The organism is Polaribacter vadi (genome assembly GCF_018861005.1).
Classification (GTDB): domain Bacteria; phylum Bacteroidota; class Bacteroidia; order Flavobacteriales; family Flavobacteriaceae; genus Polaribacter; species Polaribacter vadi_A.
Genome location: NZ_JAHKQL010000026.1, coordinates 18,108 through 38,648 on the forward strand (window position 1 = coordinate 18,108; position 20,541 = coordinate 38,648).

Genomic DNA, 20,541 nt, shown 5'->3' on the forward strand with positions numbered 1-20,541 from the left:
ATTATTCTATATTGCTTTAAAATTCAATTAATGTTAAAGCAATTAGTATATTATTCCATTGCTAATCAAATTATTTCAGATAAAATTATTGGTGATATTTTAGAAACTTCTCGAAAACATAATTCTAGCAAAGAAATTACAGGTTGTTTACTTTATTATGACAATGTTTTTTTACAGCTTTTAGAAGGTAAAAAAGAAGATATTGACGCATTATACAAGAGTATAAAAAAAGATCAAAGACACTTTAATGTTACCTTAATTGCAGAAGAATTTGTTAATGAAAGAATGTATCCAGATTGGAGTATGGCCTATCATAAATTTAGAGCAAATCAATTAGCAAAAGAGAAATTTAGAGAGAGTGTTGTATTTTTATATAATTCCATTCCTAAAAAATTAGAAGCAATTGATTTTTTTTGTTATATGACTAAAGAAATCATTAATAAATAAAAAAAATCCCTAAAACTAACTTTTAGGGATTTTAATTTAAAATAAAATAATATTATTAAACTTTAATAGAACAACCAATTGCTCTAGTTTCTGTTTTTTGTACTGTTTTACCTGCTAATAAAGCATCAACAGCGTTTTCTACATACTTTTCTGTAACAGCATCTGGATTTCTTGAACTATTATCAATTGCACCAATATACTTTACTTTCATATCATTTTTAGTAACAATAAACACGTGTGGAGTTTTAGTAGCTCCGAATTTTGGATATACTTTCTGTCCTTCATCAAATAAATAAGGAAAGTTAAAACCTTTCTCTTCTGCTCTAACTTTCATTTTTTCGAAACTATCATCTGGCACAGCAACTGGATTATTAGGATTAATTGCAATTACAGGATAACCTTCATCTTCATACTTATCATTTAAAGCGATAATTCGATCTTCGTTTGCAACAGAATAAGGGCAAGTATTACAAGTAAAAATAATGATGTATCCTTTTGCATCATCGTAATCTGATAAGGATAAGAAATCTCCATCTATATTTTTCAACTTAAAATCTTCTATTTTATCGCCTACTTTATAGCCGGCATCCGATTTTAAAGTAAAAGCTGCTGCAGTAATTACAACAACTGCAAGTAATAAAATGTTTTTTATTGTTTTCATAATTTATTAATTTAAAAATGTTTTTAATTCGTTTTCTAAAGTGATATAATCAAAAGATTGCTCGTAAAATTCTCTTTTATTTTTATTGTAAATTATAGTTGCAGGTATTGCCCCACTCCAAGTTTCATCAATAGCTTTTATCCAAACATCTTCATTTACATCATTTAAATAAACAACTTCAGACTGTAAATTTCTTTTATTGATAAAAGGAATCAATTTTTTTTCAACTTGTTTCGGAAAATCTAAACTCACCAAAATAACCTCAACATTTTTACCTGCATAATCTTTATTAATTTTCTCAAAATAAGGTAATTCTTTTACACAAGGTGCACACCAAGTAGCCCAAAAATTTACAACATAAATTTTATCATCTTTCTTTTCTAATAAAGGTTTTAGTTGTTCGTAATTATATGTTTTTACAGATGTAACTTGTTGTGTTTCTTCTATTGATAATTCTTCAGTAACTTCTTTAGTAACTTCTTTTTTACAAGAAGAAACTACTAATAAAATGGAAAGGAATAATAATGTCTTTTTTATCATACTATAAAAATACATATTAAATCAAATTGTATCTTAAAATTAACTCATAATTAACATTTCAATAAGAGTATATCCTTTTAAAATTCTTGCTTACAGATTATTAATTTCATACTTTTGGTAAACCAATTTGGTAAACCAATTAACTAAAAACATTAAATTATGAGAAAAAACTATTTCAAAAGCAAAATTTTTGAACATTTAACAATTGCATTATGCTTCTTTTCTGCATTATCTTCCAATGCTCAAACCACATACAACATTGATGATCCAGAAGATTTAAGAAACGTAATCTATAGTCCTGGAGATGAAATTATTCTAAAAAACGGAACCTACACCACAGACGAAAGAATGATTTTTTTAGGTTCTGGTACTAAAGAAAATCCCGTTATTTTTAGAGCTGAAACTCCTGGAGGAGTAATTTTTACAAACGGTCCAAGATTAACCATTGGTGGTGAAACCGAAGACGATGTAAAAGTGGCAACTGGAGAATATCTAATAGTAGATGGCTTTCATTGGAAAGGCGGTTATGGAGCAAGTAACTTTATAGAGTTTAGAAATGGTCAAGATTTTGCACATCACAGTACCATACAAAATTGTGTTATAGATGGTTTGGCTGCAGAACCAAGTGAATTGGTAGAAGATTTAGCTGATGAGCAAATTACAAAACACAGATGGATTGTTCTCTATGGCACATACAACACTGTAATTAACTGTTCTTTCTTAAACAAAACAACTGCTGGAGCCTTAATTTTAGGCGAATATTCTTACAACGCTTTTCCTGATGGAGATGATGGTGTAAACAACAGTTGTATAGAAGTTGGGCACACCATAACCAACAATTATTTCTATAATTTCGAAAAACTTACAGAAAAATACGGAACCAAAGCAAATGGTGATGCTTTGTCTAATGCTGGTGATAGCGAAACCATTCGTATAGGAACTAGCTCTTATCAAATGGTAAATAGTAATGTTACTGTAAGCAACAACTATTTTGTTCAAGCTGATGGTGAAAACGAAATTATCACCAATAAAAGTAAAGGAAATTCTTATTTAAACAACACTTTTAGAAGATGTAGAGGTTCTTTAGTTTTAAGACATGGATCTAATGCAACTGTAGATGGTAACTTTTTTATAGGCGAAAATGTAGACGGAACAGGTGGAATAAGAATTACAGACAGTGGGCATTCTATTACAAATAATTACATACAAGATTGCATTACTGTGCTAAGTAATGCCAAATGGAATAACGGAATTACATTTATAGGTGGTAGCGAAGATGCTGATGTTTCTTGTACTTCTGATGATGTTTCTAATGGATATCAACAAACAGAAAACATAACAGTTTCTAGAAATACGATTGTAAACACAAACGCTCCTTTATTTTATAATACAGATAAAGGTTCTACAGATCCAACAGGTGTTATTTCAGACAATTTAATTTATTTCCAAGATTCTAATGCCAACATTACTCCAGTAATTTCTGGTGATACAGATACTGCCTACAACAATCTTGGTACAGCTTTAACATATACTGGTAATGTTTTTACAGGTACAACTTTAGGAGCAACAAATACTGGTTTTACAGAAGAAACTGGAATTACAGCAACAACAGCTGACGAAATATTTACATTTTCAGGAACTGCTGCTGCCAATAAAGGTGCAGATTTAGGTGGCAATACTCCAATAAACGATGCTATGGTTGGTTATGGAATTGGAGCTTGTTTTACAGATTATACAGGCGCAAGTATTATAGATGGTAATTGTGTAATTGAAATTAGCGAATCTATTAACGTAAGTGGTTTATCTACTTTATCTGCAGAAGCTGGTAGTTACGATGTTACTGTAACTGCAAATGTAGGTTGGACAGCAGTTTCAAATAACGATTGGATAACCATTGATGTAAATGCTGCTTCTGGTGATGCAACTGTTGCTGTTACAGTTACTAAAAACCAAAGCGCAGAAAGTAGAACTGGTACAGTAACCTATACTCAAGTTGCTGGTGGAGATGACATTATAAAAACCTTAACAGTAACTCAAGAAGGTGCAGATTTAACATCTTTATACACATTAATAAATACAGGTACAGGTTTAGATGCAGATAAAGTAACTGTACATTCTTTTTCTAAACAAAATGATACTAAATCTCCTCCTGAATTGGCAATACATTCTCTAGACAAAGATTTAGATACAGAATGGACAGCAGATGATGGAGCTATTCTTTCTGGCGATTTTAAAGGTGATGGAGAATATGTAATCTATGATTTAGGTGATGAATACAACTTAGATTTAATAAGATTTAATACCACAAGTAAATCAGATGCTTTTGGAGTACAAATTTTAGTTTCTACAACAGGAACAGAAACTGCAGATTTTACGCAAATATTACCAACTTCTGGAGATATATTATTTTCGGCTACAAACACAACCGATTTTAATAATTACGAAGTAGATACAGATGCTAAATACGTAAAGCTAATTGGTTTTGGTAGATTTAATGAAGCTGGAGATAATAGAGAAAGTGCATGGACAGCCATTACAGAAATAGAGTTTTATGGAGAATCTACTTCTTTAAGTGTAAATGATTTTTCTATAAAAGACTTTAGTGTATATCCTAATCCTGTAAATAATAACTCGTTATTTATTAAAACAGCGTCTACAGATTTTAATCAAGTAAATATCTATACTTTATTAGGTCAAAAAATATTAGAAACAAAATTAACTTCTAATTCTACTACCAGTAAAATTGATGTGTCTGCTTTAAATTCTGGAATATATTTTGTAGAAATAAGCAATGGCAAACAAAAAGCTATCAAAAAAATAATCGTTACTGAGTAAATATTATTTTATTTATGATATAAAAAAAGGTCTTCTATTTAGTTAGAAGACCTTTTTAACTTTTAGTAAATTAGCTATTAATTAAAAATATCATTTAAAACTTTAGCCAAACGAATACCTCCTTTTTGTAGCTGAGTTCTTACAGTTCCAAAATGATCATAATTGTATCTATAACGTAAATTTTCTCCAATTTTAGCAGATTTATAAACTTCTGCAGAAATTTCATGTACTTCATTTACCCAATCTACAATAGATCCTTGCTCAATTAATTCTATTTGTTTTTTTGATAAATCTTTAGCATTATCAGCTAAATCAGAATAACTCATTCCATAATCATCAATCATTTTACTATCCCAAACACTGTGCAAATTTGTTCCTTTTCCAAACCATATTACTTGTACATCATTACCTCCTTTATCCTCTTTTCTACCTATGTGTAAAGGTTGATGTAAATCACCAATAAAATGAACTAACATTTTTAAATGAAAAACCTTGTCTTTTTCACTGCTATTTTCATCCTTTAAAACTTTAATACAAGTATCTATACCAGTAACTAAATCTCCTTGCGGATTTTTCTCAGATTCTTCATAAGTCTGATTTAAATCCATATTTACATAATGCCAAGGTGAATATTGTCTGTAAGCTCTATCTGATTTTATTTCATCAGCAAACGTAGATACAAAAGCTAAACTCTGCCCTTTTAATAACTTATCTATTTTCTTTTTGGCTCTATTTGTTAAATAATTTTCAGCAATTTTACCTGTAACTCTATGCCCATTTTTACCCCAAAAAACAGTTTCTTCTGTAGTTGAATTTGTTAAAAAAAAGAAAGGGATTAACAATAATAATTTGATATTCATTTTTCTGAATTAAATTTAATTATGGCAAAAGTATAAAAATATTTATCAGAAGTTTTGTTAAATCATTAAAAAATATTATATCTTTGTGATATCATTTTAATATCACTATAAATTCAAATAATATGAAAGCAGAGAAAATTATTAAATTAGCAAACGGTTACTTAATATTGTTTATCGTTTTATTGTTGTTTTTTGGCGGAATTGCCATGTCTTTCTTTAAGGAAACTCCAATTTATATTCTAGCCTCTATTGTTGGGTTTATTGGTTTTTTCGGCTTTATTCTTGTTAACCCAAATACTTCTAAAGTTATCTTACTTTTTGGTAAATATGTAGGTACTATAAAAGAAAATGGTTTATACTGGGCAAATCCACTTTATAGAAAAAAAACAATTTCTTTAAGAGCAAGTAATTTTGATAGTGAGCGTTTAAAAGTAAACGATAAACTAGGAAATCCTGTAATGATTTCAACCATTTTAGTTTGGCGAGTTACAGACACTTACAAAGCTGCTTTTGATGTAGATAATTACGAAAATTTTGTACGAGTACAAACGGATGCAGCTGTTCGTAAATTGGCCAGCATGTATCCTTATGACAATTTTGCTGATGAAGGCCATGATGAAGATATTACATTGCGTTCTAGTGTTAACGAGGTTTCTGAAGCTTTAGAAAAAGAACTAGAAGAACGTTTATCTATTGCTGGTATAGAGGTTTTAGAAGCTAGAATTGGTTACCTGGCTTATGCTCAAGAAATTGCTTCTGCAATGTTAAAAAGACAACAAGCAACAGCAATTGTAGCTGCAAGACATAAAATTGTACAAGGTGCTGTAGAAATGGTAGAAATGGCTTTAGAGGAATTAAATAAAAAACAAATTGTAGAGTTAGATGAAGAACGAAAAGCAGCAATGGTTAGCAATTTATTAGTTATTTTATGTGGTGATAAAGAAGCTTCGCCAGTTGTAAATGCAGGTACTTTAAGTCATTAAAATATGGAAAAAGACAAAAAACAGACTAAAGGAACAGGGATTGCAATAGGAATAGCTATTGGAGTAGCATTAGGAGTCGCACTAAATAATATTGCCATAGGAATTAGTTTAGGAATCATTTTCGGGGTGATATATGATAAAAATAAAAAGACTAAATCATGAAAGAATATAAAGTAGTCAATTGGAAAATGGGATTATCCAAAAACAATCAAAAACTTGAAGACACTCTAAATCAGTTTGCAAGGGAAGGTTGGGTTTTAAGACACCTTGCAGAAAACACAGCAAGAATTGTTTTAGAAAGAGACAAAAATAGATAAATATGAAGGTTTTTAAAGAAGAACAACGTTTTACACAATTGTGGTTAATAGTTTTAATGGCAGTTAGTTTAATTGTTCCTGTAACTATAATTATTAAAGAATACAACCAAACAAACTCTTCTTTATCGCAAAATAAATTAATAGGTACTATCATAATTATCATTGCAACTGCGCTTTTAATTTTTACTTTTAAGTTAACAACTAGAATAGATGAAAAAGGAATTTATTACCAATTTTTTCCTTTTCATTTAAAGTTAAAATTGATTACTTGGCAAGATATTTCTAAAGCTTATGTTAGAAATTACAGTCCTATTAGCGATTATGGTGGCTGGGGATTAAAAGGTGGTTGGTCTAGTGCAAAAGGCAAAGCCATCAATGTTTCTGGAGATGTTGGCATTCAATTAGAACTAAAAACGGGCAAAAAACTATTAATAGGTACACAAAAAGAAAACGAAGCCAAAAGCGTTTTAGCAACTTATGCATCAAAAATAAATTTATCATGATACGTTTCATCAGTTATTTAATTTTTACTGTTTTTTCAATTTCGGTTTCATTGGCACAAATGAATTCCGAAGAAATCCTGATTAATAACTATGCCATTCAATTGCCAGGCACTTTAACGTATTCTCAAGAAAAATCACCTTTAATTATTTGGGTTCATGGTTCTGGTGCTGTAGATAGAAATGGAAATCAAGCACAATACATCAAACAATTTAGAAAAGCTGTTAATCAAGAAAATATTGCATTTTTTAGTTTTGATAAAAGAACTGCCAACCCAAAAAATAGTAACATTATACAACAAGATGGAATTATTTTTAATGATTTTGTAAGTGATGTAAAAGAAGTGGTCAATCAGTTTAAAAATGATAATCGTTTTACAGAAATTATTTTAGCAGGTCATAGTCAAGGCTCACTAATTGCAATGTTAGCTTTAGAAAATGTAGACAAATACATTTCTATTGCTGGTGCAGGAGAAACTATTGATAAAACCTTAGTAAAACAAATTTCAAAACAAAGTCCTATTTACGGAGCCTTAACAGAAAAATACTTGAAAGAGTTAAAAGAAACAGGAAAAATTAAAGAAATAGACCCAAATTTAATGTCGCTTTTTGCGCCTCAAAATCAACCTTTTCTAAGTTCTTGGATTACATTAAAGCCAACAGAAGAAATTAAAAAAATAACAATACCTACTTTAATTGTAAATGGTGATAAAGATTTTCAGGTTTTGGTTACAGATGCAGAAAATTTAAAAGCTGCAAAACCTGATGCAAAAATTGTTATCATAAAAAACATGAACCATATACTTAAAGACATTCAGAAAAATGAAGATAATTTAGCATCTTATACGAATCCAAATTTTACTATTTCAGAACAACTGATCAAAACTATTGTTGAATTTGTAAAAAAATAAAATGGCAAAAAAGAAAGCTTTCGCATTGCGAGTAAATGAAGATATGATAAAGGCGATCGAAAAATGGGCTGCAGACGAATTTCGTTCTACAAACGGACAAATAGAATGGATGTTAATGCAAGCCTTAAAAGAAGCCAAAAGAGAACCTAAAAAAAAAGAAGAATAGTTTAAAACACACATTTTTAATTGTTAAAAAAACGCTCAATTTTTATTGAGCGTTTTCTATTTTGTATATTGTTGGCTAAATTCAAATTCAATAAATCTTACACAATGAAAAAACTACTAACCTTACTTTTTTTATGCGCTACTTCCCTACTCTTTTCGCAAGAGTTTTCTATGGATTTAGTAAAAAACATGAAACCCAGAAACATTGGTCCTGGAGGTATGTCTGGTCGTGTTACAACCATAGATGTTGTAGAATCTAATCCAGAAATTATGTACGTAGGTACTGCTTCTGGTGGTATCTGGAAATCTACTTCTGGTGGTATTAAATGGGACCCAATTTTCGAAAAAGAACTAACAGCTTCTATTGGTGCTATCGCCATTCAACAATCTAACCCAAGTGTTATTTGGGCAGGTACAGGAGAAGGTAACCCAAGAAACAGTTTAAATGGTGGTTTTGGTATTTATAAATCTTTAGATGCTGGTAAAACTTGGACAGCTATGGGTTTAGAAAAAACAAGACACATTCATAGAGTTATTATTCATCCTACAAATCCAGATATTGTTTACGCTGCTGCAATAGGTTCTCCTTGGGGAGAGCACAAAGAACGTGGTGTTTACAAGACTACAGATGGTGGTAAAACTTGGTCACAAATTTTATTTAATAATGTAAAAACAGGAGCTGCAGATTTAATTATGGATCCTACAAATCCTAACAAATTAATTGCAGCAATGTGGGAGCACAAACGTGATCCTTGGTTTTTTAATTCTGGTGGTAAAGGTAGTGGTTTATACATAACTCATGATGGTGGAGATAACTGGAAAAAAATTACAGATAAAGAAGGTTTCCCTAAAGGGGATTTAGGAAGAATTGGTGTTGCAGTAGCACCTAGTAACCCTGATGTTATTTACGCTTTAGTAGAATCGAAAAAAAATGCGCTTTACAAAAGTGAAGATGGTGGTTTTAAATGGAAAAAAATTAACGATAAACCAGGTATTGGTAACAGACCTTTTTATTATTCAGAAATTTACGTAGATCCACAAAACGAAAACAGAGTTTTTTCTGTATTTACTTATGTAAATGTATCACAAGATGGTGGTAAAAACTTTAAACAATTAATGCCAGCTTATGGTGCAAATAATGGTATACATCCAGATCATCATGCTTGGTGGATTCATCCAAACAATGGTAAATTTATGATTGATGGTAATGATGGTGGATTAAATATTACCAAAGATGGTGGTAAAACTTGGCGTTTTATAGGTAACATCCCTGTAGCTCAATTTTATCATATTAATGTTGATAATGAATTCCCATACAATGTTTATGGAGGTATGCAAGATAATGGTTCTTGGAGAGGACCTGCTTATGTTTGGAAAGCACAAGGAATTAGAAATAGTTATTGGCAAGAAATTTCTTTTGGTGATGGTTTTGATGTAGTTCCAGATAAAGACGATTCTAGATATGGATGGACCATGAGTCAGCAAGGTTCTGTTTCTAGATTCGATTATTTAACAGGTAATAATTATGGAGTAAAACCAACACATAAAGATCCAAATGTACAATTACGTTTCAATTGGAACTCTGCTATTAACATAGACCCTTTTGATAATTCTACTTTATATTTTGGTAGTCAGTTTGTACATAAATCAACAGATAAAGGTTTAACTTGGTCTGTTATTTCTCCAGATTTATCTACCAACAATCCAGAAAAATTAAAACAATCTGAAAGTGGTGGTTTAACTATGGATGCAACTGGTGCAGAAAATCACTGTACAGTTTTAGTAATAGAACCAACAGTTTTAGAAAAAGGTGTTTTATGGGCTGCTACAGATGATGGACAAGTTCATATTACCCAAAATGGTGGAGAGTCTTGGACAAATGTTGCTAAAAACATTAAAGATTTACCTGCAAATAGCTGGATTACACAAATTAAAGCATCAAACAAAAACAAAGGTGAAGCACTTTTAATTGCAAACGATTATAGACGTTTTAACTATACTCCTTATGCATACAGAACCAAAAACTATGGAAAAACTTGGGAGCGTATTGTAGATGAAAATGATGTACAGAGTTATACTTTATCTATTATCGAAGATCCTGAAAATGCAAACTTATTGTTTTTAGGTACAGATGATGGTTTATATGTTTCTATTGATGCTGGAAAGACTTGGACAAAATGGACAGAAGGTTTTCCAACTGTACCAGTTAAAGATTTAGTGATTCATCCAAGAGAAAATGATTTGGTAATTGGTACTTTTGGTAGAGCTGCTTGGGTTTTAGATGATATTAGACCATTAAGAAAAATGGCTGAAGAAAACATTATTTCTAAAAAATTAGAATTATTTACACCACCAACAGCATATCAATCTGCATACCAACAACCAACAGGAAGTAGATTTGGTGCAGATGCATTATACCAAGGAGAAAACAGAAAAGGTGGAGCAATTATCTCTTATTACATCAACAAACCAAAGGTTGATAAAAAAGCAGAAAAAGTTAAAAAGAAAGATAAATCTGCAGTTAAATACGATTCTATAAAACTAGAAATTTTTGATGGTGCAAGACAAATTAGAACTTTAAAATTTAAAACTCCTAAAGAAAATGGTATTCATAAAACTACTTGGTATTTAAGAGAAAAAGGTGTTGATAGAGCTTCTAGAAGAGTAAGAAAATCTACAAGAGAACCAGGTGGAGTTTCTGTAAAACCAGGTACCTATAAATTAAAAATGACGTTTGGTGATGCAGTTTCTGAACAAAATATAAAAGTTGAATTCGATCCTAGATTAGAAATTTCTGATGCTGCAATTAATCAAAAATATAATGCTAGTAAAGAACTAGAAAAGTATCAAGAAAAAATTACAGGTATTGTAACTCAATTAATAGAAAGTAAAAATACAGCAACTTCTATAAAATCTGATTTATCTAAAGAAGACAAGAAAAAATACAAATCAGAAATTAAATCATCAACAGAAATTATTAAAAAGATTGATAGTTTAACTGCAATGTATTTAGGTACAGTTGATAAAAGACAAGGTATTACAAGAAACCCAGAAATAACCGTAAACCAACGTTTTGGACAAGCAAGTAGATATATTCGTTCTCGTTTTGGAGAGCAAACAGCTACAGAAACTGTTTTAATGAATCAATTTATAGAAGAATTTAAAAAAGTAGTTGCAGAAACAAATGCCTTTTTTAATAATGATTGGGTTGCTTATAAAAAAGCTGTTGAAAATATTAAAATATCACCTTTTAAAGAAACTAAAATCTATTCTACGAATTAACATTTATGAATAAAATTTTATTAATTATGGGTTTGTGTCTTATTTCTTTTAAGGCGCAAACCCAAAATTCTGCCGAAAATAAACTAGGAACATGGTATATGTACAATGGTTCTCATAAAATATCAGAAAAATACGCTATTAAAACAATGGCTCATTTTCGATATTATGAATTAGCTAGTGAGTTTCAACAAGAAATCTACAGATTGGGTGTAAACTATACATTTAACCCTAAAACAAATATAACTTTAGGTTTAAGTTATTCAACAGCAGATCTAGTTTATGATGGACCATCTTCTGGTTTATATGAATGGCGTTTTTATGAAGATTTAAATTTAAAATCTAAATGGTGGCAATTCAATGTAAAACATCGAATTCGTTTTGAACATCGTTTTATTCACAAAAATTTAATAGAAGATGTTACGCAAACTTGGGTACGTTATAACTTAAATATAGGTTATCCACTTTCTAAAAAATGGAGTGTTTACGCTTTTAACGAATTATTTTTAAATTTAGATAGAGGTAAAAGATTTGCTCAAAACTGGACAGGTGCAGGATTTTTACATCAATTAAGCCCAAGAATTAAACTTAAAATGGGCTATTTTCAAATTAAATCTCCAACAAGAGTTTTAAAAAGATTACAGTTAGGAATAATTTTAAACACAAATCATATTAAAAACAAAAAATAATGACAGCTCCAATTATTACTAATGATGCCATTGTTTTTGGTATTTTAATGATTTCTTTAGGTTTTGTTTTTTACACAGAAAATTTAAAGTCTGGTTTTTGGCCTAAATTTTATAAAATAGTTCCAGGCTTATTTATGGCATATTTCATTCCTGCTATTTTTACAACATTAGGGGTTATAGCTCCTGAATGGGAAACAGAAAACACTTTGGGTACAGTTGTAAAAAACAATTCGCAATTGTACTATGTTTCTAGTAGATTCTTATTACCAGCAGCTTTAGTTTTAATGACATTAAGTATCGATTTAAAAGCCATTTTTAATTTAGGTTCTAAAGCCTTAATAATGTTTTTTACTGGTACTGTAGGCATTATAATTGGTGGACCAATTGCTATTTTATTAATCTCTATTTTTTCTCCAGAAACTGTTGGTGGTGCAGATTTTGATGCAGTTTGGAGAGGCTTATCTACACTTGCAGGTAGTTGGATTGGTGGTGGAGCCAACCAAACTGCAATGTTAGAGATTTATAAATATAACCCCGCAAAATATGGAGGAATGGTTTTTGTTGATATTGTTGTGGCCAATATTTGGATGGCAATTTTATTAATAGGAATTGGTAAAAAAGATAAAATAGATAAATGGCTAAAAGCTGATACTTCTGCTATTGAAGATTTAAAGAATAAAGTTGCTCAGTTTTCTCAAAAAGTAAAAAGAAACCCGTCTTTAACTGATATTATGATAATGCTAGCTATTGCATTTGGTACAGTTGGTTTTGGTCATTTTGCATCAAAATATTTAAGTACATTTTTTACTGATTTTGTAACCACGATAGACTCTCAAACTTGGCGAAATATTTTTTCCTTTTTAGGTTCTAGTTTCTTTTGGTTAATTAGCATTTCTACTTTGGTAGCTATTATTTTGTCATTTACAAAAGCTAAAAATTACGAAGGTGCAGGAGCTAGTAAATTAGGTAGTGTTTTTATTTACATTTTAGTTGCTACAATTGGTATGAAAATGGATTTATTAATGATTCTAGACAATGTGGGTTTAATAGCCATTGGTTTAGTTTGGATGTCTATACACGCAGGTTTGTTAATCTTTGTTGCCAAATTAATTAAAGCTCCATATTTCTTTTTAGCAGTTGGTAGCCAAGCTAATGTTGGTGGTGCAGCCTCTGCCCCTATTGTTGCACAAGCATTTCATCCTTCTTTAGCAACAGTTGGGGTTTTATTAGCTGTTTTTGGTTATGCAATTGGTACTGTTGGCGCAATTTTATGTACCATTTTAATGGAATTATCTGCCACAGTTTAAATAAAAATGAGCATATTTGCTCTCCAAAATTTTAATTTAGAATGAAAAAATTTATAACTGTTTTATCACTTTCATTAATCCTTTTTGCTTGTTCATCAAAAAAAGAAGGAAATATGATTGTACAAGGACAAATTAAAGGCCTTAAAAAAGGAAAATTATATTTACAGAAAATGGTAGATACTGTTTTAGTTTCTGTAGATTCTGTAGCTTTATTAGGTAAAGATACTTTTAAATTAACAGACAATCTAGAATCACCTGTGTTATACTATTTAACTTTTGATGGAAATACAACTGATAAAAGAATTTTATTTTTTGGAGAAAAAGGCACAATTACAATAAATGATAAGGTTGATAATTTTGGTTCTTTCCCAAAAATTTCTGGTTCTAAAAACCAAGAAATATTAGATAATTACAATTTGATTAGTAGAAAGTTTCAAAACCAACGTTTAGATTTTATCAAAAAAGATTTTGATGCTAAAAGAGCTAAAGACGAAGATTTAATAAAACAATTAGAAGTAGATTATAAAAGACTTGTAAAAAGAAGAGTTTTATACACAACTAATTTTGCACTTAACAATTCAGATTCTGAAGTTGCGGCTTATATAGGTTTAACAGAAATGTACGATGCTAGTTTACAAATGTTAGATACTGTAAATAATAAACTTTCTGAACGAGTTAAAAATTCTGATTATGGTAAACGTTTTCAAGAATATGTAAACAGCATAAAAGCTGCAGAAAAAGAGTAAACTTATATCTTTTAAAAGTAAAAAAACCGAGCAAATGCTCGGTTTTTTTATGCTTAAATTATTCAGCTATCCTTTCCTTTTTAAGTAGATAAGTGATTATTATGTTACCTACTTTTACTGTATGAAAACTTTATTCGAATTGTACAACTTATGTATTATCATTCAAATAATATTTTCAAAATATAACTAAAGACTTTACGTCACAAGCAATAAATGCAATTACAAAACATAAAACACCTAAACTGTTTTTCCATCACTATTTTTTTTCTAAAAGAACAATATCAAAATCTGAGTTTAGGGCTACTTTTCCATCTTTTACCTCAAGGGTTTGGTTTGAATAAAATTCATGCAATTGCGCTCCATTTTTAAATATTGTAGCAACTTCTATTTCTTTGTTTCCTTTTGGCAAATCTATTCCTATTACGACTTGATCATTATTTCTAAATCTAGAAAAAACCAATCCATTTTCTTCTGAAATTACTTGATGTTTACCAGCACCAACAGCCATATGATTGGCTCTAAACTGACCTAATTTTTGCCAGTGTTGCATTATTTTTTGAGTTTCTGTATCCGTATTAATAGCATCCCAATTCATAGTAGAACGTAAAGTAGCATCACCAACAGTTCCTTCAATTATTAAAGGTCTTGCAGATTCATCACCATAATAAACCTGAGAAGTTCCTGGTGTTAAAAATAGCATGGTTGCTGTTTTGTAAGGCAATTTTCTTTCTTTATCAAAAGGTTGCCCATCATCATGAGAAGTCATGTAATTTAAAACCCCATATCGATTTAAATCATTTTGTAAAATACTATCGTATTTCTTAAAAACATCGGCTGCTGGCATTTGCTTGGCATTCCATTTAATCTCAAAATTGATTAAACTGTTGAAAGCATTGTCAAAATAATTGACTTTTTTATCACCAAAATCAAAAGCTTTTCCGTGAGAAATTGCATAATTATAAACCTCACCAACTAAATAAAAATGGGTATCATCTAAAATTTTATCAGGATTATTTTTCTTGAATTCCACGAAAGCAAAATCACATGCTTGCTTAAATTCTTGCCAAACATATTCTTCTGTGTGTTTAACAGTGTCTACTCTGTAACCATCAATTCCGAATTCGGTTATATAATCTGTCAACCATTTCATGATGTAAAAACGCGGCGCTCGTGGATGCCCAGTTCTTGCAAAGAATTCATTTAATTCTTTAACTTCTTGCTCATAACGTCCTTCTGCTTTCCATTTTGCAACTAATTGCGGAGGCAAATCTACAGTTTCATTACTTTCTGTTTTAATATCTGGCAAGTTGTTTACCAAAGTACAACTAATGGTATTTTCGTAATTATTGTATTCGCATTTAGGTTCCGTTCTTACCCAATTGCTTGGCCAAACAGGATCTTTTTCGGTAACAGGTCCTGTGTGATTGATGACAGCATCTAACAAAATTCTAATTCCGTTTTTGTGTGCAACTGCCACCAATTCTTTTAAATCTTCTTTGGTTCCATAATTTGGATCGATTTTGGTCCAATCTTTGGCCCAATAGCCATGAAAACCGTAAGAAACTCCTGTTCCTTCATCTGTGCTTCCATGAATTTGCTCAACAATTGGAGTCATCCAAATGGCATTGATTCCTAATTTGGTAAAATAGCCTTCTTTAATTTTTTGAGTGATTCCTTTTAAATCTCCTCCTTCAAAACCACGTAGTTCCCCTGTTTCTTTGGTTCTATTAAAATTAATATCATTTTTGGTATCACCGTTATTAAAACGATCTGTTAACAAGAAATAAATATTTGCTCCTTCCCAAACAAATTCTTTTTGAATCGTTTTTTTATCATCTTTTTTATCTGAAGTAGCACAACTATAAAATGCTACTAAACTTAAGAATAAAAATATTTTTTTCATAATTATATGGTGTAAATAGTAGAACTTTCAAGTTTTAGAAACCTGAAAGTAACTTATAGGTATTATTGAAGTTTTAAAATAAAAGATTCCAAAGGTTTTACATCTATCCTAACTTTTGCCAGATTGTTTTCTACTTTTAATTTTGATGAATATTCCTTATACAATTGGTCTTCTAGTTGATATTCACCATCCTTTAAATTCCATTTTTCAATGATGTTTTCTGGTAAACCTAATTCGAAACCATAAGTGTTTTCTGCATTAAAATTAGCGACGATAATCAATTTTTCATCACCTTTATAACGTACAAAAGAAACCACTTTATCATTGTACCATTCTGTGTTATATCTGTTATGATGGTGTATGTCTTCGTATTCACCCATCAATGCATCACTCTGAATGGTAAAGTTTAATAATCGTTTGTAAAAATCTCTTAAACTTAATTCTTCTGCAGTAGATTTCCCTCCATCAAATCTTTTTTCATTTACCCATCTTTGTAAAGATGGTACTCCAACATAATCGAAAATTGATGTTCTAGATGGTGTTCCAAATCCTGCATTTTCAGAACCATCTTCACCAAATTCTTGACCAAAATAAATCATTGTGGGTGCTGTAGAAATGGTGGCAGAAACTACCATAGCTGGTTTTGCTTTTAATGCATTGCCTGCAAATTCTGGACTTGCAATTCTTTGCTCATCATGATTTTCTAAGAAATGTAACATATTGTGTTCAATATCTTTTAAATCATCTTGAATTTTAGCAATATTATCTGTAGAACCACGACCTTGCATAATGTTTTTAATGGTATCATACAACTGAACTTTATCGTATAAATAATCCATTTTTCCTTTTTTAATATAATCTCTGTATAAATGTGGTTGATACACTTCTGCCAATAAAAATGCATCCGGATTTTTCATTTTGATAGAAGAATTCATAAAGCTCCAAAACTCTACAGGCACCATTTCTGCCATGTCAAAACGAAAACCATCCACACCTTTATCTAACCAATACAAGGCAATGTCTCTGAATTTAATCCAAGAATTGGGTATTTTTTTATCTTGCCAAAACTCAAAATGTTTTTTGTAATCTAGGTTTTCAGCACCTTCTGGTAAATCAGCAAAATCTTTTTTGCCATCTGGTGATATTCCATAATTCACTTTTACAGTTTCGTACCAATCGTAAAAATTTGGCTTTACAGATCTTGCTCCATTCCCTGTCCATTTGGATGGATTTTCATCAAACATACCATCTGATAAAGGATGATTTTCACCACCCAAAGGTGCGTAATTATTTAAAAATTCTGGAACTTGGAAAGGTTTCTCAGGATTGTAATAAAAGTTATTTTCTACATCATAAACTACAGAAATATCATCTTCTACTCCAAAATCTTTAACTCCTACTGGATTAGACAGACTTTTGTAATTTCTGGCCACATGATTGGGAACAATATCTATAATTACTTTTAGTTGATTGTTGTGAGAACGTTCTATTAAAGCTTCAAATTCTTGCAAACGGTTTTCTACATTTACAGCTAAATCCGGATTTACATTGTAGTAATCTTTTACGGCGTAAGGAGATCCTGCTCTACCTTTTACTACATCTGGATCGTCGTTAGAAATGCCATATTTTGTATAATCACGAATTACATCATGATGTGGCACACCTGTGTACCAAATATGCGTAACTCCTAAATCTTTAATTTCTGATAAAGCTTTATCTGTAAAATCGTTAAATTTACCAACTCCATTTTCTTCAATAGTTCCCCAAGGTTTATTAGTGGTGTTTGTATTCCCAAACAAACGCGTAAAAACCTGATAAACAACTGCTTTTTTCTTTACACTAGGATTTTTCATTTTTTTTTCTGATACTTTTTCTGATGTACAACCAATTACGATTGATAAAATTACAGCTAAGGAATAAGAATGTATTTTTTTCATAATTGATATTTATTTTAATGCTATTTTAATTTTTAATTCTTTATTTGGATTCCATTTTAACGGAATTGTAAGTGTATTTTCTTTTGATGAAATTCTTACTCTTTTACCATCAACTTTTATCTTTTTAGGATTATAATTAAGGTTATGAATAATTAGTTTGATGTCTTTTTCTGAAGGATTCCAGTTTTTACCAAATTCAGCTTCAAAATCAATTTCTAGATACTTTTTATCAAACTCTGCTTCAAATTCTAAAATTTCATAAGCGTCTTTTTCAAAGGCATTTGCTGTTAAACCATCATCATTATAAAACGTTCTTTCGGTTTCTTGTTTTGAAGTATTGTAATAATAATGAACCTCTAATTCATCTGCTTTGTAATTGTCTGTACTTTGCACTAGATCCGTCATTAAAATAAATGCGCCTTCTCTTACATAAGTAGGAATGGAATTTTCTTGGACTTGAACACTTTTTGTTTGTCCTCCTTCAATTTTTTCATCTGTATAAAAGTTAATCCAATTTGCAGTTTTTGGAAAATAAATATCTTTTGTTTTTACAGCATCTTTTAAAATGGGTGTAATTAAAAAATCTTTTCCCCATAAATAAGTTGTTGAATTTGTCATTAAATTTTTATCATCTTCTTCAAAGAAAATAGGACGCATTAAAGGCATTCCTTTTTGATTATTCTCGAATGCCAAATTGTAATTATAAGGCAATAATTGATAACGTAATTCTATAGATTTTTTGGCTAACTTCTTAGCTTTATCACTTCTAAAAATAGGTTCACTTGGTACATCTTCTTGTGCGTGAGGTCTAAAAATTGGCTGAAAAACACCATATTGTAGCCAACGTGTGTATAAATTATCATCTAAATTGGCACCTGCAAATCCGCCTAAATCTGAGTGCATATATCCCAAGCCTTGCATCCCCATTTGTAAGGCAATTTCTGGTTGCGATTGCAAACCTCCCCAAGTTCTATTGACATCTCCAGACCAAGGAATCATTCCAAATCGCTGAGAACCAGCAGCTCCTGCTCGCATTAAAATAAAAGGTCTTTCTGTTGGGAATTCTTTTTGATAACCTTCAAAAATTAATTTCGCCCAATCATGACCATACAAATTATGGATTTCATCTGCTTTTTGATTTTGGTTAAAAGTAACCCAAGAAGGCAATACTTCTGGCTCTCCTAAATCTCCCCAAAGTCCTTTTGCACCAAGATTTAAAATCTCTTTGTAAATATTCCAGAACCAATCTTTTCCTTCTTTTTTATAAATATCAACAATGCTTGTGTTACCAAAATAGAAGTCATATTTTGCTGAATCTCCAATACTGTCTTTAGCCAAAATTCCTTTTTTATCTGCTTCTTTCCAATTTTTAGAATTGGATAAAACAAATGGCTCAGTAATTAATACTGTTTTTACGCCTTTGTCTTTTAAACGAGCAATCATTCCTTTCATATCTGGGAAAGAATCTTTATCAACTTCTAAATTCCCCATGGTTCCTTGTACTGTTTTTCCAAACCAATACAAATCTAAAATTACTGCATCTACAGGAATCTTTTCTTCTTGAAATTTTGCTATTGTAGCTTCTGTTTCTTGTTGAGAATGATATCCAAATCTACTTGAAAAATTCCCTAAAGTCCATCTTGGTGGTAAAGGTTGTTTTCCTGTTAAATTAGTATAATTTTCGATTAAATCTTGCCAAGTATCACCCACTATAATTTGATACGTTTTTCGTCCAGAAATCGTTTCGTAAGTTAACGAATTGTCTTTTTTACTGTCTAAATCTAAATATCCAATTGGAGTATTGTCAAAATGAATCATGTATTTTTTTGATGAAATCACTAACGGAATTGTAAAATTCATCAACTCAGATTTCGTTTCATAACCATAATGTGCTCGGTTGTACAAAGGCAATCTGTTTTCTCTTCTGTTCATTCCTAAAGCTCTTGCTCCTGTTCCATATAAAATCTCATCATTGGTTAAATTGAACTCGATTTTTTCGGTTTGATCTGTAACAATATTTCCACTTACCAAATCTAAAGGAATGTGTTTGGATTTGTAATACCCTAGTTTTTCTGAGGTAATGACATCACCTTTAAATTTGTAAATTATTTGAAATGGATTATGTTTTATGTGGACTGAAATTCCATCCGTAGAGAAAATACTTTCCGTTTTTGAAACCACAGGAATTACTTCTACTTTTTTAGATTCTAAAACAACTGCATGAGAGTTTTTTGTAAACGTTTCACCTAAAGGAATAAAAGATGTTTCTACAATTTTATCAGAATAAAATTTTAACAGATATTGACCATCATTTACATGAATTTCTAATCCGTTTTCAGTCTGTTTTACATTTTTAAAAATTCTATTTGAATTTTGTGCAATTGTAAAATTGACTAGAAAAAGAAATAAGAAAGGGATTATATATTTTTTCATATGATTGATACCTCAAAGGTTTTAAAAC

Annotated in this window: 18 protein-coding genes; 12 read left to right on the forward strand and 6 right to left on the reverse strand. The window is 30.4% G+C overall.

All coding sequences use genetic code 11. The features are described from left to right. Positions 1–30: 30 nt before the first annotated feature. Complete coding sequence (locus KO506_RS12360) at positions 31–447, forward strand: BLUF domain-containing protein (RefSeq protein WP_215995231.1); 417 nt, start codon at positions 31–33, stop codon at positions 445–447. Positions 448–502: 55 nt separating this feature from the next. On the opposite strand, the gene KO506_RS12365 is transcribed toward KO506_RS12360, so the two are convergent. Continuing rightward, positions 503–1,108 carry a thioredoxin family protein gene (locus KO506_RS12365; protein ID WP_215995232.1) on the reverse strand — a complete coding sequence of 202 codons (606 nt, stop codon included), beginning with the start codon at positions 1,106–1,108 and terminating at the stop codon, positions 503–505. A 6-nt stretch (positions 1,109–1,114) separates the two neighbouring features. Then, the gene (locus tag KO506_RS12370; RefSeq protein ID WP_252726859.1) at positions 1,115–1,648 is read right to left on the reverse strand and encodes a TlpA disulfide reductase family protein; all 534 of its coding nucleotides are present in this window, start codon (positions 1,646–1,648) and stop codon (positions 1,115–1,117) included. 159 nt (positions 1,649–1,807) lie between these two features. Between KO506_RS12370 and KO506_RS12375 the strand changes: the two genes are divergently transcribed. Beyond that, positions 1,808–4,483, forward strand: a complete 2,676-nt coding sequence (locus tag KO506_RS12375; RefSeq protein WP_215995233.1) for a chondroitinase-B domain-containing protein — start codon at positions 1,808–1,810, stop codon at positions 4,481–4,483. 77 nt (positions 4,484–4,560) lie between these two features. On the opposite strand, the gene KO506_RS12380 is transcribed toward KO506_RS12375, so the two are convergent. Then, positions 4,561–5,343 (reverse strand): S1/P1 nuclease, encoded by a 783-nt coding sequence (locus KO506_RS12380; RefSeq protein ID WP_215995234.1) that lies wholly within the window; start codon positions 5,341–5,343, stop codon positions 4,561–4,563. A 122-nt stretch (positions 5,344–5,465) separates the two neighbouring features. On the opposite strand from KO506_RS12380, the gene KO506_RS12385 reads away from it, so the two are divergent. From KO506_RS12385 to KO506_RS12430, 10 genes are all read left to right on the forward strand, one after another. After that, entirely contained in the window at positions 5,466–6,326 is an 861-nt protein-coding gene (locus tag KO506_RS12385; protein WP_215995235.1) for an SPFH domain-containing protein, read from the forward strand. Between the two features lie 3 nt (positions 6,327–6,329). Beyond that, positions 6,330–6,488, forward strand: coding sequence for a hypothetical protein (locus tag KO506_RS12390; protein WP_215995236.1), 159 nt, complete (start codon positions 6,330–6,332; stop codon positions 6,486–6,488). Beyond that, positions 6,485–6,643: a DUF4177 domain-containing protein gene (locus KO506_RS12395; protein ID WP_215995237.1), complete on the forward strand. Its 159-nt coding sequence runs from the start codon at positions 6,485–6,487 to the stop codon at positions 6,641–6,643. Before KO506_RS12390 ends, KO506_RS12395 begins: the two co-directional genes overlap by 4 nt. Before the next feature lie 2 nt (positions 6,644–6,645). Continuing rightward, positions 6,646–7,146 (forward strand): hypothetical protein, encoded by a 501-nt coding sequence (locus KO506_RS12400; RefSeq protein WP_215995238.1) that lies wholly within the window; start codon positions 6,646–6,648, stop codon positions 7,144–7,146. Beyond that, a complete protein-coding gene (locus tag KO506_RS12405; RefSeq protein ID WP_215995239.1) occupies positions 7,143–8,054 on the forward strand; it encodes an alpha/beta hydrolase in 912 nt (303 codons plus the stop codon). The genes KO506_RS12400 and KO506_RS12405 overlap by 4 nt, the downstream gene beginning before the upstream one ends. 1 nt (position 8,055) lies before the next feature. Continuing rightward, positions 8,056–8,220, forward strand: a complete 165-nt coding sequence (locus tag KO506_RS12410; RefSeq protein ID WP_068364181.1) for an Arc family DNA binding domain-containing protein — start codon at positions 8,056–8,058, stop codon at positions 8,218–8,220. Between the two features lie 104 nt (positions 8,221–8,324). Further along, the gene (locus KO506_RS12415) at positions 8,325–11,501 is read left to right on the forward strand and encodes a VPS10 domain-containing protein (protein WP_215995240.1); all 3,177 of its coding nucleotides are present in this window, start codon (positions 8,325–8,327) and stop codon (positions 11,499–11,501) included. Positions 11,502–11,506: 5 nt separating this feature from the next. Continuing rightward, a complete protein-coding gene (locus tag KO506_RS12420) occupies positions 11,507–12,187 on the forward strand; it encodes a DUF2490 domain-containing protein (RefSeq protein ID WP_215995241.1) in 681 nt (226 codons plus the stop codon). Next, a complete protein-coding gene (locus KO506_RS12425) occupies positions 12,187–13,494 on the forward strand; it encodes a DUF819 family protein (RefSeq protein WP_215995242.1) in 1,308 nt (435 codons plus the stop codon). The genes KO506_RS12420 and KO506_RS12425 overlap by 1 nt, the downstream gene beginning before the upstream one ends. Before the next feature lie 41 nt (positions 13,495–13,535). Next, entirely contained in the window at positions 13,536–14,240 is a 705-nt protein-coding gene (locus KO506_RS12430; protein WP_215995243.1) for a DUF4369 domain-containing protein, read from the forward strand. Positions 14,241–14,496: 256 nt separating this feature from the next. On the opposite strand, the gene KO506_RS12435 is transcribed toward KO506_RS12430, so the two are convergent. The 3 genes from KO506_RS12435 to KO506_RS12445 all read right to left on the reverse strand — a co-directional run bounded on the left by KO506_RS12435 (position 14,497) and on the right by KO506_RS12445 (position 20,513). After that, positions 14,497–16,143 (reverse strand): alpha-amylase family glycosyl hydrolase, encoded by a 1,647-nt coding sequence (locus KO506_RS12435; RefSeq protein WP_215995244.1) that lies wholly within the window; start codon positions 16,141–16,143, stop codon positions 14,497–14,499. 62 nt (positions 16,144–16,205) lie between these two features. Beyond that, positions 16,206–18,080, reverse strand: a complete 1,875-nt coding sequence (locus KO506_RS12440) for an alpha-amylase family glycosyl hydrolase (RefSeq protein WP_215995245.1) — start codon at positions 18,078–18,080, stop codon at positions 16,206–16,208. 9 nt (positions 18,081–18,089) lie between these two features. Further along, positions 18,090–20,513, reverse strand: a complete 2,424-nt coding sequence (locus KO506_RS12445; RefSeq protein WP_215995246.1) for a glycoside hydrolase family 31 protein — start codon at positions 20,511–20,513, stop codon at positions 18,090–18,092. Positions 20,514–20,541 lie beyond the last annotated feature (28 nt).